At 48.8% G+C, this 15,906-nt stretch carries 11 protein-coding genes; 8 read left to right on the top strand and 3 right to left on the bottom strand.

The genetic code is table 11. From position 1 onward, the window contains the following. The first annotated feature begins 57 nt into the window (after positions 1-57). Both VIR50_RS08240 and VIR50_RS08235 read left to right on the top strand, forming a co-directional pair. Positions 58-1,470 carry a DUF4623 domain-containing protein gene (locus VIR50_RS08240; RefSeq protein WP_331934662.1) on the top strand — a complete coding sequence of 471 codons (1,413 nt, stop codon included), beginning with the start codon at positions 58-60 and terminating at the stop codon, positions 1,468-1,470. Between the two features lie 13 nt (positions 1,471-1,483). Then, positions 1,484-2,971, top strand: coding sequence for a glycoside hydrolase family 10 protein (locus VIR50_RS08235; RefSeq protein ID WP_331934661.1), 1,488 nt, complete (start codon positions 1,484-1,486; stop codon positions 2,969-2,971). Positions 2,972-3,081: 110 nt separating this feature from the next. On the opposite strand, the gene VIR50_RS08230 is transcribed toward VIR50_RS08235, so the two are convergent. Both VIR50_RS08230 and buk read right to left on the bottom strand, forming a co-directional pair. Beyond that, positions 3,082-4,296, bottom strand: coding sequence for a hypothetical protein (locus tag VIR50_RS08230; protein WP_331934660.1), 1,215 nt, complete (start codon positions 4,294-4,296; stop codon positions 3,082-3,084). Between the two features lie 66 nt (positions 4,297-4,362). Then, complete coding sequence (gene buk, locus VIR50_RS08225; protein ID WP_331934659.1) at positions 4,363-5,424, bottom strand: butyrate kinase; 1,062 nt, start codon at positions 5,422-5,424, stop codon at positions 4,363-4,365. A gap of 209 nt (positions 5,425-5,633) precedes the next feature. Here buk and VIR50_RS08220 point away from each other — a divergent pair, with 209 nt between their 5' ends. The 6 genes from VIR50_RS08220 (at position 5,634) to VIR50_RS08195 (ending at position 14,641) form a co-directional block, all read left to right on the top strand. Then, positions 5,634-6,206 (top strand): RNA polymerase sigma-70 factor, encoded by a 573-nt coding sequence (locus VIR50_RS08220; protein WP_331934658.1) that lies wholly within the window; start codon positions 5,634-5,636, stop codon positions 6,204-6,206. Between the two features lie 66 nt (positions 6,207-6,272). Continuing rightward, positions 6,273-7,280: a FecR family protein gene (locus VIR50_RS08215; RefSeq protein ID WP_331934657.1), complete on the top strand. Its 1,008-nt coding sequence runs from the start codon at positions 6,273-6,275 to the stop codon at positions 7,278-7,280. 79 nt (positions 7,281-7,359) lie between these two features. After that, positions 7,360-10,686: a TonB-dependent receptor gene (locus VIR50_RS08210; protein ID WP_331934656.1), complete on the top strand. Its 3,327-nt coding sequence runs from the start codon at positions 7,360-7,362 to the stop codon at positions 10,684-10,686. A 5-nt stretch (positions 10,687-10,691) separates the two neighbouring features. Continuing rightward, on the top strand, positions 10,692-12,311 hold the full coding sequence (locus VIR50_RS08205; protein ID WP_331934655.1) for a SusD/RagB family nutrient-binding outer membrane lipoprotein: 1,620 nt from the start codon (positions 10,692-10,694) through the stop codon (positions 12,309-12,311). A gap of 21 nt (positions 12,312-12,332) precedes the next feature. After that, complete coding sequence (locus VIR50_RS08200; RefSeq protein ID WP_331934654.1) at positions 12,333-13,457, top strand: glycoside hydrolase family 18; 1,125 nt, start codon at positions 12,333-12,335, stop codon at positions 13,455-13,457. A gap of 47 nt (positions 13,458-13,504) precedes the next feature. Continuing rightward, complete coding sequence (locus tag VIR50_RS08195; RefSeq protein ID WP_331934653.1) at positions 13,505-14,641, top strand: DUF1735 and LamG domain-containing protein; 1,137 nt, start codon at positions 13,505-13,507, stop codon at positions 14,639-14,641. Between the two features lie 336 nt (positions 14,642-14,977). On the opposite strand, the gene VIR50_RS08190 is transcribed toward VIR50_RS08195, so the two are convergent. Continuing rightward, positions 14,978-15,823 carry a phosphate acyltransferase gene (locus VIR50_RS08190; RefSeq protein WP_331934652.1) on the bottom strand — a complete coding sequence of 282 codons (846 nt, stop codon included), beginning with the start codon at positions 15,821-15,823 and terminating at the stop codon, positions 14,978-14,980. Positions 15,824-15,906 lie beyond the last annotated feature (83 nt).

Here is a 15,906-nt window from a genome sequence, read left to right as displayed (position 1 = left end):
ACCGAGGGATGGCCTTCGACTAACAATTAATCCAATTCCAATAAAGATATTAAGATTATGCGTATCAATAAAACATATATCATTAGCTGCGCAACGGCCCTCTTGAGCCTTGGCCTGATGGGCTGCGGCGACGATTATCCCTCCGCACAAGAGGCTCCTTATGCCACGGATCTTCTATCCATCAAGATTCTTAATGCCGGTCCTGATGGTACTGAGGTGGTGGAAGGCACCGTCGATGAGGCCAACCGTATCATCAACTTTCCTCGTATCGACCCCGCAACCGACTTCTCGGCCCTGCGGGTAGAGGCCTCCGTTTCCGAGGGTTCGGCCCTTGAGGAAACCGTTTATAACTTCTCGATGGACGAGGCCGACGCTTTCAAAACGCTTGTCGTGCGTGTCAAAAACCACAATCGCTACAAGGATTACTTCATGAAAGTGAGGAAACGCATACCCGTTTACGGCGCCGATTTCGACCAACCAACGCTTTATAACTTCTCCGGCGACCACCTTTATGCCGACTATCGGTCGCTGCTTACACGTTGTGGCGACTTCGATGGCCAGCATGTGCTCGTCGTATCGAGGGCTACGAAGCCTCACTTGCTGAAGGTTTCCGACCTGAAACAAGGCAAGATTGCCCCCATCATGCTTGACCTGACCGATGTTTCAGGCGGTACCTATGCTTACAATATGGGTGCCTTGGCCAACGGACATGTATATTTGGCAACCTTGTCGGGCGCTAAAGCCTCGCCGTTAAAGATATATTACTGGGACACACCGACCTCTAAGCCCGAGGTATTGGCCAATATTAAGGTGGCCGATATTCCCGACGCGGCCAATCGTCATGGTGATAATATGTCGCTCAATATCGATAAGAACGGCAATGGTTTCATCTTCTTTGGCGATAATACCTCCTCGAAGATATTGCGACTTACGGTGTCAAACCATAAGACGATAGGCTCCCCGGTAGTATTCCCGTCAGATGGTAACGCCGGACTTCCTATGACTGTGTTCCGCGTTGGCGACACTTCGGAATATATATGGAGCGGTTTGCGCCTGCCCGTTACGCTGACCGATGAGTCCGTGAGCCCCAAATACACCATGGTAAAAGGAAGTACGGTAGCCGAAGGTGTGGCAGCCCGTGTGTTCACTTTCAACAACTCACGCTACCTCATGATGTGTCCGGCGGCCCATGGAAGCACCAGCAAGGCCATTCCCGGTATCTATGTGTACGATATTTCCAAGGGAGCGACGGTGGAAGAAGCCCTCGCCAACTTTGATAAAGCCGATGACCACAACCCCGTTTATACCTTCTACTTGGGCGGTTCGGGCAATGGCGCCGGTATAGCCCAAACCAATTACTACATTGAAAAGGGCCCCGACGGCAAGGATATGAAGCTTTATCTGTTCGCGTCGCGTGCTGATTCAGGTTTCGCCTTTGCCGAGTTCCCCATCAAGAAGTCAGAAGATTAATTATTGAACAGCGATGAAGAACAATCTTTTTAAGTCTTTGAAATACGCGAAAGTAGCCCTCGGCGTGTGCGTCACCGTACTGTTGGCCGCCTGTGGGGGCAGCGATCCCGATACGCCCGATACCCCGGAAGTGCCCGGGGGCGGGCAATCCGCAAGCCAAATAGAGCTTCCCCGCAAGGAACTTCGGGGCGTGTGGATGGCCACCGTGTGGGGAATAGACTGGCCGCAGGGTAAATATGACATGGCCGCACAGAAGGCTTTGTACACCAAGTACCTTGATCTTTTTGCCGAGAACAATATCAATGCCGTCTTCGTTCAGGTGCGTGGCATGGCCGACGCCTTCTATAACTCGACCTATGAGCCGTGGAGTAAGAACATCACTAACGTGGCCGGAAAAGATCCCGGCTACGATGTGATGAGGTTCATGATAGACGAAGCCCACAAGAGAGGTATCGGTTTCCATGCTTGGATCAACCCTTACCGCATAGCCACAAGGGCCGGTAGCGACCAAAGTTTCCCAAAACTCGACGCCAAGATACCCGCTTCCATGACCAAGGACTACGCCAAGATAAGGGTATATAACCCCGCTTTGCCCGAAGTAAGGCAGCGTATCATGGATATAGTGAAAGATCTTGTGACGAAATACGACGTGGATGGCATTCACATGGACGACTACTTCTATCCCAGTTTGGATAAAAGCGAGAGCATGAACGACAACGCCGAGTACGAGAAATACGGCAAAGCCAAATTTGACAACATAGCCGATTTCAGACGCGATAACGTCAATCAGGTTGTCAAAGGCCTGCACGACGTTATTCAGGCCACCCGTCCCAACGTGGTGTTCTCTATCAGTCCGGCCGCCAATTATAACAATAACTACAATCTCTTGTATGCCGACGTAACGAAATGGTCGCAGGAAGGATGGACCGAAGTCATCATTCCGCAGATTTATTTCGCCACGGGCAAAGGCTCAACCGACTTTAACCAGTACCTCACATGGTGGTCGCAATATACCTATAAGAACGCCCTCATGGTAGGCTATGGGCTCTATCGCTTTGGCGACCCTACGCAGTCGGCCATTTACCAAACCTCGGCCGACCTTCAGGCCCAGTTCGATTATGCCGCCACGAAGCGCAAGGTGCAGGGCAGCGTGCTCTATAGCGCCCGCGACTTGGTTAATAATAAGGTAGATATTATGTCGGTTATCAAGCGTGTTTACAAAGACCCCGCGCTGCCGCCTTACCTCGGTAAGCAGGAAGCCAAGGCCCCCGCGGCCGTCTCGAGCTTGAAAGTTACGGGCCGCAACCTTACGTGGAACGCCATGGCCAACGCCTATTATGCCGTTTACCGCAGCAATGGCACCGGCCAAACAGCCACCCTCGTGAAGATAACACGTGAGGCCTCGGCCACCGTTTCGGCAGCGGGCAGCTACTTTGTTACGGCGGTTAATAAGGCCGATAACGCCGAGAGCAAGCCCTCAAACTTGATAGAAGTGAAGTAAAAACTGCTCCGGACCGGTTCCGGAGGCTGAAAATAGAGAATCAAAAGGCAAGCCCCTTTTTCCCCATATCGCATGATTTACGGGAAAAGGGGGCTTCTTTTTTATCTCCTTTACGGTATAACCACGTTAAAATAAGGTATGCCTAAGGCGCCCTGATAGCAGTTTACGCTAATGCTGTCGCCTGTGCTTACCCGCCTGTATTGCCTTACTGTAACCTTTACTTTTTGCGTATCCATGCCTTGTTCCCACGGGGTCAGTTTCAGAGTGTAACTTACTGAGCGCCTTGACGAGTGCCATTTATGCAATATTTTCGTGCGATAGGTGATGGGCGACGACTTGTCGAAGAGCTCGTTTCCTATCGTTACGACGGAGTAACTGTAAGCCGAACCAAAGAGAAGCGCTACCGTCAGGGGTACAATTACCGACGACTTACTATGGGTAATGTACCATTCGGCGACGGTGACAATGGCCGTCAGCGCTCCCAATACCATGAGGAAAGGCAACCAAAACCGTGTGTAGTCCATGATATTGGCGCCTCTTAAGGCGTTAATAAGCAGGGCGCCGAGCGAAAAGATCAGCGTCGTGCCTACCGAAGGCAGGCGTGATTTAGCGTTGGAATCGTACAAAACGAGGCCTTTACTGCCCACATGAATGGCCACGGCGACCAAGGGCAGCAGGGCGCAAGCGATGATGTTGCAGGGATAAAGCTCTTTGGGAAAGAAGACAACCGCCACAAATACGATGGCCGCAAGTATGTTGAGCGGCCTCAATCGCCTCTTGTAGCGGTTTACCTTGGCTAACCTTTCCTGCTCGTTGCGGCCGTAGCGTGGGTCGTGGGTTATCTGTTTTAATCTTGCTTGTTCGTCTTTCTCGTCTAAATCGGTAAAGTTTTCGTACGCCCAAAGCTGTATTTGGTCGTAGTCACGGTAGTAAGTGGCGAAGCTCACGGCCTTTTGTTCGTAGCTCTTGGGTATGAACTTAATGGCGTGATTGCCCGTGCGGACGCCCTTGATTTCGTGTAATAAAAGCGTGCGAGTGGCCAATAAGGAGGTAGAAGATATGCGGTCGCGTTCAAGCGTGGCCTTTTGGTGGCGCAAAAGGGCCACTATGACAGCGCCAAAGGCCCACAATGACAAGCCCAAAAGCCCCAAACCGTAATCCCAAAAGCCCCCTTTGGTTTCGGGGTAGGCCATGTAGAGCGTCGCCATTCCTCCCACGATGAGGGCTAACGCTATGATAATCAGCGCTGTTTTTCGGCCTTTCGTGTAGGTGTATTCGCCCCTTAGGGAGGCTTTTATCTCCTTGATTTGTTGCTTGGAATTCATATACTATACCTTATTATATATATAACCTATAGGCGGGATAGGCCCCATGGCCCTGCCCCGACGGGCCTATACGTACTCCTTGGCTTCTACCTGACCTTGTAAAACCGACAAGGCGTTCATGGCCAAGGCCTGCATTTCGTCCTCGCCCGGGTAGCAATAAGTGGGTGCGAGGAAGCCTATGCGCCGGCGTAAGCGGCTGATGATATACTCGCTTCGGGCCATGCCGCCCGTCAGCAGTATGGCGTCGATATGGCCACAAAGCACCGCCGACTGGGCCGCTATGTGCTTGGCGGTATGGTATATCATGGCGTCGAGAATAAGCTCGGCGTGCTTATCGCCCTTGGCTATGCGCTCCTGAATTTCCTTTACGTCGTTAGTGCCCAAGTGGGCGATGAGCCCTGCCTCGCCCGCTACTTTCTTCAGAAGTTGCTCCTCGGTATATTTGCCGCTGAAACAAAGGCGTATGAGGTCGGCCGCCGGCAGCGAACCGGCCCGCTCGGGTGAGAAAGGACCCTCGCCGTCGAGGGCGTTGTTGGCGTCGATGGCTCGTCCGTGGTCGTGCGCGGCGATGGAAATACCCCCGCCCAAGTGGCAGATAATGAGGTTCAGGTCTTCATAACGCTTGCCTATCTGCATGGCAAATCGGCGGGCAATGGCCCGTTGGTTCAGGGCGTGCCATATACAAATACGGGGCATGATGGGCGATCCGCTGATGCGGGCCGGTGGCAATAGCTCGTCTACTACGCCGGGGTCGGCTATGAAACAGCGGCAACCGGGAATCTCACGGGCTATCTCGTAGGCGATGATACATCCCAAGTCGCAGGCGTGTTTGTGAACGGCGGTGCGCACGTCGTCGAGCATTCGTTGGTTGATGGCGTACACGCCACCCGCCACGGGCTTAGCCAATCCGCCCCGACCGATGACCGCGTCGAAGCGAAACTCGGTGTGGGTGCGCTCCAATTCATCGAGCACCAATTGTTTGCGAAAGCCAAACTGGTCCGTGACGGAGTTAAAACGAGAAAGTTCTTCTGTGGAATGGGGAATGGAACGAAGCACAAGTGGGGTGGTATCTTCGTACACTGCCATCTTGGTAGAGGTAGACCCCGGGTTGATAACAAGTATTCTCATGAAGCGTAGTTTAGGTGACTTACTGAAACTGTCGTTGCAAATATAATCGTTTCTTGCGGTCTGACAAAATCATCGGCGCTATTCTATGGCGTTTTTAGCGTAAAGTGTTGATATGATGACTAAAATGCGTTAATTTACCGATAGATAAGGTGTTATTGACGCTTTTTATAGTATTTTTGCGTTTATAATCATCATAACCTCGTGTCATCATGTTAGAATTTGACGCCGATACGGTACTTTCAATAGCGTTGACCCATGACGAAAGAAAAGCTTTCGACATGATTTTCACACGCTATTATCCAAGGGTGAAGCAATTCGTCCTTGGCTTTTGCGGCGACGAATACGAGGCCGAGAACATAGCGCAGGACATTTTCATGAAGCTGTGGATACAGCGCGATAGGATAGCCGCTATCGAAACGCTCGACGCCTACATATATATGATGGCCAAAAACGCCGCCCTCAACGCCTTGAAGCGCATGGTAAGAGAGCACCGGGGGCCGGCCGAGAGCCTTGAGGTAGAGGATAATGCCAACATCGAGGAGTCGCTTTACAGCAAGGAACTCATGGAGATTATTCACCAACATATCGACCAAATGCCGCCGCAACGGCGTAAGATATTCACCATGAGCCGCATAGAAGGACTCAAAAACGAGGAGATAGCCGAGCGATTGAGTATCAGTAAGCGTACCGTGGAAACCCATATATCGGCGGCTTTGGCCGAGTTGAGGCGGCTGATGTTGCTGGCCGTGGTCGAAATCATGGTGCATCATCTGACCAATTAAACCTTTAACGCTTTTTAACTACGTGCGTTCCGTGTTTTCATTGTCTTCTTTACAAACAACGAAACCATGGATAAGCAATCAGCATACCACATTATACGATTATTCACCGACCGGCTCATAGCGCGCCGCCATTGGTCGCGTGTGGCCCGATGGATAACGAGCCATGAGGACGAGGAGGCCAAGGAAGCCGCTTTGAAGGCTGTTTGGGACGAGCCGGCAGCCGAGGACAGTGCCCGCCTTTCGCAGGCCCTCGAGCAGTTTAGGGCCCGTCGCGACGCTTACGAGGACGATTTGAAGGCCAAGAAGCTGCGCCGTCGTATCATGAAATACGCCGCCTTGTTTGTTCTTCCCCTTGCCATGGGCGCCTCGGTTTGGCTTTTGGCCTCGTCGTATTACGCCCGTTCGAGCGAAATGATGCAGTGTAACGTGGGCAATGGCACCACCGACAGCCTGCTGCTTTCTGACGGTACGAGGGTGAAACTCAATGCCGGGTCGACCATTTTCTATCCCAAATCCTTTAACAGCTACGCTTCCAAGCGTGAGGTGTACTTGGAAGGCGAGGCCCATTTCGAGGTTTCAAAAGACGCCGACCATCCCTTTATCGTCCATACAGGCAATCTCAGCATAAAAGTATTGGGCACCCACTTCAACGTTAAGGCCTATCCCAACGACGAAACCATCACCACGACGCTCGAGGAGGGCCGTGTGCAGGTGGCGGGCATGAACCATTCGGAGGTGTTGGAGCCCAATGAGCAGTTGCTCTACAACCGTTTCAGCGGCAAAATGCGTAAGCTCTTGGTCGACAGCGATAAGTATAAGGCGTGGATCAATGGCGATCTTAACTTTGAGCAAGCGCCCTTGCGCAATGTGCTTCGTGAGCTGGGACGCAAGTATAACGTAGAGTTCAACGTGTCACCATCGGTCGATATGAATCGTACATATACCATGAGCTTCAAGAACGATGAGCGTATTGACGAAGTGATGACCGTCATCAGCAAAATAGCAGGCAATTTAGTATTTCATCATAAACAACAGTCTATAACCCTAAGTACAAAGAAAGGAGGTCGCCGATAGCAAAGAAAACCTGAAAAAACCTATTTAACTATTAACAGTAAAGTTACTCCCCCTATCAATTTTTATCTGATACTACATCATGAAACAATTAATTAAGAAATGTACATGGTCAATATTGGCAAGACCCAAAGTGGTATCCGTAGCCGCCTTATTGATCCTATCATCGGCCGTTTGGGCTCAGAATCAAAAGATAAAGTTGCAGGAAAAGAAACTCACCATGAAGAGTTTGATTACCGCAATTGAGAAACAAACAGCCAAATCAGTAGACTACGGACAGAATACTATTAACTTAACAAAAACCGTAAACGTAAGTTCACAAGACATAGCGTTGGCCGATTTGTTGAAAGAAATGCTCCGCGGGTCGGATTTAGAATACACGATTACCGACCGGCATATCATCATCATGTCCAAATCCAAGCAGAAAGAGCAGACCGCATCGGTCTCACAATCAACGGCAAAGGTAACCGGACAAGTGGTAGACGACAAAGGCGAGCCGCTGCCCGGCGTATCGGTGAGAGTGAAAGGCTCGAAGCGCGCCACGGTAACCGACCTTGATGGTAATTTCACTATCAACGCCGAGCCCGCCGAAACGCTCGAACTTACCTACGTAGGCTTTGCCACTCGTGAGGTAAAAGCCTCAAACGCGGCTCGTAAGCTCACCCTTACCGAGGATTCCAAGGTGCTCAACGAGGTAGTCGTTACGGCCTTGGGTATCAAGCGTGCTGAGAAAGCATTGAGCTATAACGTGCAGAAAGTATCGAGCGAAGAGCTCACCCGCAACAAGGACGCCAACTTTGTTAACTCATTGAATGGTAAGGTTGCCGGTGTAAGTATATCGAAAAGTGCCAGCGGTGTGGGTGGTGCTACCCGTGTAATCATGCGTGGTGCCAAATCAATCGAGGGCGATAACAACGTGCTTTACGTTATCGACGGTATGCCGTTGTTTAACTTCAGCGGTGGCAAGGATAGCGGTATCATGGGCGAAGGTCGTGTAAGCAGTGAAGGTATTGCCGACTTCAACCCCGAGGATATTGAGAGTATCAACGTATTGGCCGGTCCTTCGGCAGCCGCTCTTTATGGTAGTAACGCCGCCAACGGTGCCATTCTCATCACCACAAAGAAGGGAAAGGAAGGTCGTTTAGAGATAGCTTACTCCTCATCGGCCGACTTCAGCCGTCCGTTTATCATGCCCGAGTTCCAAAATACCTATGGTAACAAGGCAGGAGCATACGAGAGTTGGGGAGAGAAACTCGCTACTCCGAGCAGCTATGACCCCGCAAAGGACTTCTTCCGCACGGGTACCAACTTTATCAATGCGTTGACAGTAAACACCGGTAATGAGTTTAATCAAACCTTCGCGTCGATTGCTTCTACCAACTCTAAGGGCATTGTACCCAATAATACATACGACAGATACAACTTCACCATTCGCAATACGTCGAAACTTTTCAAGGGAAAGGTGCAGCTCGACTTAGGAGCTTCTTACGTAAAGCAGAAGGATAACAACATGGTTTCGCAGGGTGAATACTGGAACCCCATCGTTGCGGCCTATCTCTTCCCCCGTGGTGAGTCGTTCGAGGACATCAAGACATTCGAGCGTTACGACAATGTACGCAATTTCCCATTGCAGTATTGGCCGTTGAAAGATGGTCGTTTCGCCAACCAAAACCCCTATTGGACCGCTTATCGCAACGTAGCGCCCGACGATAAGGACCGCTATATGTTTAACGCAGGCCTCACTTACAACATCTTTGATTGGCTGAGCGTGGCCGGACGTGTACGTCTTGACAAGTCGTTTATGACCAGCGAGCGTAAGGTTTACGCCTCTTCGTACGAATATTTCGCCAAGGCCAAGGGTGCTTACGACTATTATAACTATAAGGATCACCAAACTTATATCGACGCCATTGCCAATATCAACAAGCGTTTCGGTGAGTTCAGCTTGGCAGCCAACGTAGGTTACAGCTATTCTGATTACGCTTCGCTCACCCGAGGCTACGGAGGTAACTTGGTATTGGTGCCCAATAAGTTCTCATTGACCAACGTCGATCCTTCTGATAGCAAGATACGTGAGTCCGGAGGCGATACCAAGGTGCGCAATGTAGCGGCTTTCGCCAGCGCCGAATTGGGTTGGAAGAGCATGGTTTACCTTACATTGACCGGCCGTAACGACTGGAACTCTCGTTTGGTTAACTCTAAAGAGGAGTCGTTCTTCTATCCTTCAGTAGGTTTGTCGGGTATCGTTTCTGAAATGGTGAAGTTACCCAAGTTTGTTTCTTATTTGAAAGTAAGAGGTTCATATACCGAGGTAGGTTCTCCCGTTTCACGCTCGGGTATGACTCCCGGTACCATTACAACTCCTATCGTAGGCGGTAGCTTGAAGTCAACCGACATCTATCCGTTTACCGATTACAAGGCCGAGCGTACCAAGTCGTACGAAGTGGGTATCACGGCGCGCTTCTTTAAGAAGTTGTCTTTCGATTTCACATGGTATAAGTCGAATACTTACAACCAAACGTTTATCGGCGATTTGCCCGAAAGCTCAGGTTACAAGGCTGTTTACTTGCAGGCAGGTAACGTAGAGAACCGTGGTGTTGAAATGACCATTGGTTACAATGATAACTTCGGTGACTTGCAGTGGAACTCTTCATTGACCTACTCTAAGAACGTGAACGAAATCAAGGAAATGGTGAAGGACTATCAACATCCGATGAGTCCGAAGCTCATCAATATTCCTGAAGTACAGAAAGACAACGGTCGCGTGATACTGAAGGTAGGTGGAACCATCAATGATATTTACGCCAACAAGGTTTTGGCTAAGGATAACCAAGGCTTTATTAACGTATCATCTTCAGGTGGTATCAGTCTCGAAACAGTCACTCCTATCTATTTAGGCAAGACTACGCCCGACTTTACGATGGGTTGGAACAACTCATTCAGCTATAAGAACTTTGGTCTGAGCTTCTTGTTCAACGCTCGTTTTGGTGGTATCGTAACTTCGTCTACGCAGGCTTTGCTCGATCGCTTTGGCGTTTCAAAGGCCTCGGCCGACGCTCGTGACGCCGGTGGTGTGATGATTCCGAACCAAGGACTCACCGATGCGAAGAACTATTACACGTTAACGGCTACCGGAGAGACCGGTTTGGCAGGCTACTATACCTATAGTGCCACCAATATTCGTCTGCAAGAACTGACCTTGAGCTATAAGTTCAACCCCTCATGGTTCAACCATGTGCTGCGCGATTTGACGCTGTCGTTCGTGGCTACCAATCCATGGATGATTTATTGCAAGGCTCCTTTCGATCCGGAGATGACCGCTTCTACCGGCACTTACGGACAAGGAAACGACTATTTCATGCAGCCCAGTTTGAGAAGTTATGGATTCAGTGTCAAGTTTAAATTCTGAAAACGATGAAAAAGAAAACATATCAATATATAATAGGTGTATTTGTTTTGTCACTGTTCACTGCTTGTGACTTTGAGAAAATCAACACCAATGAGTTTGAAATGCTTCCCGAGGAGGGATTGATGGATGGTATTTCAGTTGGAGGTCCCATCACTGCCATGGAGAAATGCGTGGTGCCATTGGGTACGCAGGCTGATGGAACCGACGTAGTCAACCGCTATCAAACGGCCTATAACTTGGCTGCGGACTGCTGGAGTGGCTACTTCGGACAAAATAACAACTGGAATGGTCCTAACAACTTGAACTACTTCCTGAAGGACAATTGGGTTTCCTCATCTTATACAGAGTCCTATTCTACGATGATTCCTTTTTGGCAAGACATCAAGACTAAGACTGAAACCGGTTATCCCGAGGTTTTTGCTTTAGCGCAAATCATCAAAATATCGGCTTGGCACAAAGCTACCGACATGTTTGGTCCTATCCCTTACAAGGAAGCCGGTAAAGGTTTGATCACCGTTCCCTATGATAGTCAGGAGGAAGTGTACAAAGCTATGTTTGCAGAGCTTACCACTTCTATCGATGTTTTGTCGAAATATTTGGATCATGGAGCAACAAAGCTGTTGGAAAGTGCCGACGCTGTTTATGGCGGTGATGTCAAGAAGTGGATTGTTTATGCCAATTCTTTGATGTTGCGTTTGGCCATGCGTGTGTACTATGCTGACAATGCATTGTCACAGAAATACGCTCTTCAGGCCATCAATAATCCTTATGGTGTCATGAAGACAGTGGATGATGAGGCCAAGATGGAGCGAGGCGCAGGTCTTGTTTTCAAGAATAACCTCAGTGATTTGATTAATCAGTACGATGAATGTCGTATGGGTTCTTCAATGTTTGCCTATTTGGGTGGTTACCAAGACCCACGATTGCCCAAGTATTTCTTGACTTCGACACACTATAAAGGTGTAGAGCTTGGTGCCTATGGTAAATATTTGGCTGTACCGACGGGACATGAGAATGGTCCTAACTCAACGTTCAAAGACGCTTCTAAGCCTAATATCACTAATTCCACACCTACTTATTGGATGCGTGCATCGGAGGTTTATTTCCTCTTGGCTGAGGCTGCATTGCGTAATATGACGGGCGACAATGCCGAGGAACTTTACAAGAAGGGTATCGCCATGTCGTTTGAGGAAAACGGTGTGTCAGCTTCTGAATTGGATACTTATATCAATTCCGGGCTTATACCTGCCAAGTATAGTGTGAAAGTGTATAATCCTACATTGTCAGTTGCTGAAAATGCACCTACAAACGCTACGGTGAAGTGGGGTGGAAGCACTGAGAATAAGCTCGAGAAAATTATGATTCAGAAGTGGATAGCTCTCTACCCGAATGGTCAAGAGGCTTGGAGCGAATGGCGTCGTACCGGTTATCCGAAGCTTCACAAGGCTGCTAAGAACAATAGCAATGGTGAGGTAGATACCGAGATGGGCATGCGCCGCATGCGTTATCCTACTAATAAGGCTACTTCTCCTGAAGAAATAGAGAACCTTGATAAAGCCCGCATGTTGCTGCGCGACGGTCAGGACAAGGCCGGAACACGCCTTTGGTGGGACAATAAAAAATAATGCTTTAAATCGTAAGAACAAATGAAGATACTGAAATATTATACTTTGCTGTTAGCACTGTCAGCAGGATTCGCTTTGACATCCTGCTCTGACATGACAGAAGTTGAGGCAAAAGAGTTCGATCATGTGGGTGGATATAACACACTCAACGATGAGAAGAGCGAGAAGTATTATGCTGATTTGCGTGCTTATAAGCAGTCGGCTGTGAACTACGGCCGTCCTGTGGCCTTCGGTTGGTTCTCCAACTGGTCGCCCGCCGGCACTTATCGTCGTGGTTATCTGACTTCCATGCCCGATAGTATGGATATTGTTTCGATGTGGAGCGGCGCTCCCGGTCGATTTGATATTACACCGGAGCAGAAAGCGGATAAAGAATTCGTGCAGAAAGTAAAGGGTACCAAGTTACTCGAAGTAACTTTGCTTTCTTATCTTGGTAAAGGACGTACGCCGGCCTATGTTTACGAGGAAGTAGAAAAGCAGGCCGAAAAAGAAGGTTGGCATGCTGATACCCGACGTTTGGCTGAAGCTAAGAAGAAGGCTCGCTGGAATTATTGGGGCTTTAACGGTGAGTTTGAATCGGAGAGCCATAAGGCTGCGTTGGCCAAATTTGCCAAGGCGCTCTGTGATTCCTTGGAAGCTAACGAATGGGATGGCTACGACATCGACTGGGAAATTGGTAGTGGTGTGTTCGATATGGACGGTACATTGGAAACCAATGATCACTTGATTTATCTCATAAAGGAAATGAATAAGTACATCGGCCCCAAGAGCGACCCCGAAGGCAAAGGTCATAAGCTGATTTGCATTGACGGTCACTACAATCTTTTAACGGAGAAACTCGATGGATATGTAGATTATTGGATTCAACAAGCTTACGGTTATGCGCCCAGCTTGAATAACTTAGGCTTCGATCCTCGCAAACTCATCATCACAGAGAACTTTGAGTCTTCTTTCGGTTCAGGTGGTCAGTTACTGAAGCAGGCCGCAGCTATGCCTACCGAAGGCTACAAGGGTGGTGTTGGTGCTTATCGTTTTGATAACGACTACGATAATACGCCTAACTACAAGTGGATGAGGCAGGCCATTCAGATTAACCAAAAGGTGTTTAATGAGTGGAAAGCCAAGCAGAAAGAAGCAGGCAAATAGCAGATGAAATAAGCAAAAACATCAATCATCTTTAAATGAAACATAAAATGAAAAAGCACATATTCAGATATATGGCGGTGGCGTTTACGCTGGCTTTGTTTGCTGCTTGCAACGAAAGCGAGAGCGATTTGCTGAAGCCAAAGGTATATTTTGAAAGCAAAGAGTACAATGTGGTGGTGCAAGAAGAAAGCACTACGATGGATGTAGACTTGATGTCGCGTCTTTCCAATGCACAATCTGCAGGAGTAAACGTGTCTTATGAGATAGCTGACACTATGGTTGTGAATGAGTATAATGCCAAATATGGCACTAATTATATTCCTTTCTCCGCGTCAGACGCCAAACTTCAGCAAACGACGGCTACGATAGATCAAGGCAGTATCTACTCAAGCAAAGTAAAGTTGACACTCTCCAACCTTGACAAATTGGTGGAAGGAAAATCTTACTTGCTGCCCGTACGGCTTAGTTCAGGTGATGCGCCCACTATTGAAGGCACGGATATAGAGTATATCATTTTGGGCAAGCCTATTAGAATTACCAATGTTGGAACTTTCACATCGAATTATATTTCAGTGAAATTCCCATCAGGAACATTCTTTAAGTCGTTTACTTATGAGGCATTGATATATCCTGAGTCGTTCAGTTCAAGCAATACAGTGATGGGAACTGAAGGTGTGATGATTCTCCGCATAGGTGATACCGGTGGAGGTATAGCCCGTGGTATATTGCAGGCTGCCGGTCGTCAGCACTATGAGGCACCCGAAGCCTTGCAAACTTACAAATGGTATCACGTAGCTCTTACCTTTGATAGTAACTCGGGCAAGACTGTGTTGTACCTGAACGGTAACAAGTGGGCTGAATCAGCATGGAATATTACTGGCTTCGATCCCAATGCTGACGTTGGTTTCAACATCGGTAAACTTCCTAACTTCCCATGGGGAGAGCGTCCTTTCAGAGGATATATGAGTGAAGTACGTGTATGGAGCGTAGCCCGCAGTGAGAATCAGATTCAGCAAAACATGCTGGGTGTAGATCCGAAGTCGGACGGTTTGGAACTCTACTATAAGCTTAACGGAAGTGAGCCGATAGAGAGTGGAAAGATTAAGGATTCCGCTAAGGGTCTTACGGGTACAACTCGAGGGATAACAATCAAGACGCTTCCAAATCCTGTCGCTTTTGATTAGACAGAAACACCACTAAGAATAATTATTTAGTAACATCCTGCCGGACAGTGGTCCGGTAGGATGTTCTTTTTTATAATAAAGATAAAATGAGGTTGTAGTAAAGAGAATATAAGTTTATAGTAAAGATAAAATAAGCTTATAATAAAGAGAATATAAGGTTATAATAAAGGTAAAATAAGCTTATAGTAAAAAGTCTGACCAGTCCTACCCGTCCGACTAGTCCATTAATGCTATCAGTCGACCCCTTTAACCGGCCTGACTAATCTATCATTACCATCAGTCCGACCGGTCTTACCCGTCCGATTGGTCCATCACTATTCCCCCAAAAATCCCCAACTACTCTGCCATCAGCACACCGAGAGCCAAACTGAAAAACTTGGAAACACGGCTGTCGCTTCGCGAGGTCATCACTACGGGTACCTCAGTGCCTTGGAGCAAGCAGGCTACTTCGGCCTCGCAAAACAGCGTGATGGATTTGTGGAAAAGGTTTCCGGCCTCGATGTTGGGGAAAATAAGGCCATCGGCGTCGCCACTGATGGGCGAGGTGATACCCTTAATATCCATGCTATGCTTGTCGCAAGAAGTCTTGAGGTCTAACGGACCGTCGATGATACATGGCCCGAACGCCCCCTCTTGCCCCATGCGGATGATGTCGGCGTAGCCCACGGTGAAGGGAAAATACTTGGCATTGGCCTTTTCCGAGCAGTGGATGAGCGATATTTTGGGTTGCTCAATGCCGAGTTTGTGGCATATATCCGTAACGTAGCCCACTTGGGCAATACGCTGTTCTTGGGTAGGAAAGGGGATGACGGCGGCGTCGGAGTAAGCGATAAGCTTATGGTAGGCGTGCATTTCGGCCACACCCACATGCGTCAGCACCCGTCCTTGCGGCAGAATGCCGGTCTCACGATCGAGGATGGCGTGAAGAAGCGTGTCGCTATTGATGAGCCCTTTCATCATAAGGTCGGCCTCGCCATGCTTCACCAAGGCCACGGCTTCACGGGCAGCGAGGTCCTTATCGGCGTTATCGATGTAGATAGGTTCTACAAATCCCATTTCCTTAGCGTGCTCCACGGCCCATCGCGTGTGGTCATCGGTGGCGCATACTACGGCTACCCGCTTTTTAACACCAGTCTTTGACAGGTCGAGGACCATGCGTTCAAAGTTTTGAATCTGTTTCATAAACTGTTATTTTTTAGGTGCATCAGCCCTCGGGGTGCTCCCTTCGTGCCCATGCCTCGGTTGATTTGATAGTCTGTAACATG

The sequence above is a fragment of the Prevotella sp. genome (assembly GCF_036570325.1).
Lineage (GTDB): Bacteria > Bacteroidota > Bacteroidia > Bacteroidales > Bacteroidaceae > Prevotella.
The sequence above is the reverse complement of the archived record's forward strand: the minus strand, read 5'-3'. Positions and strand labels throughout refer to the sequence as shown.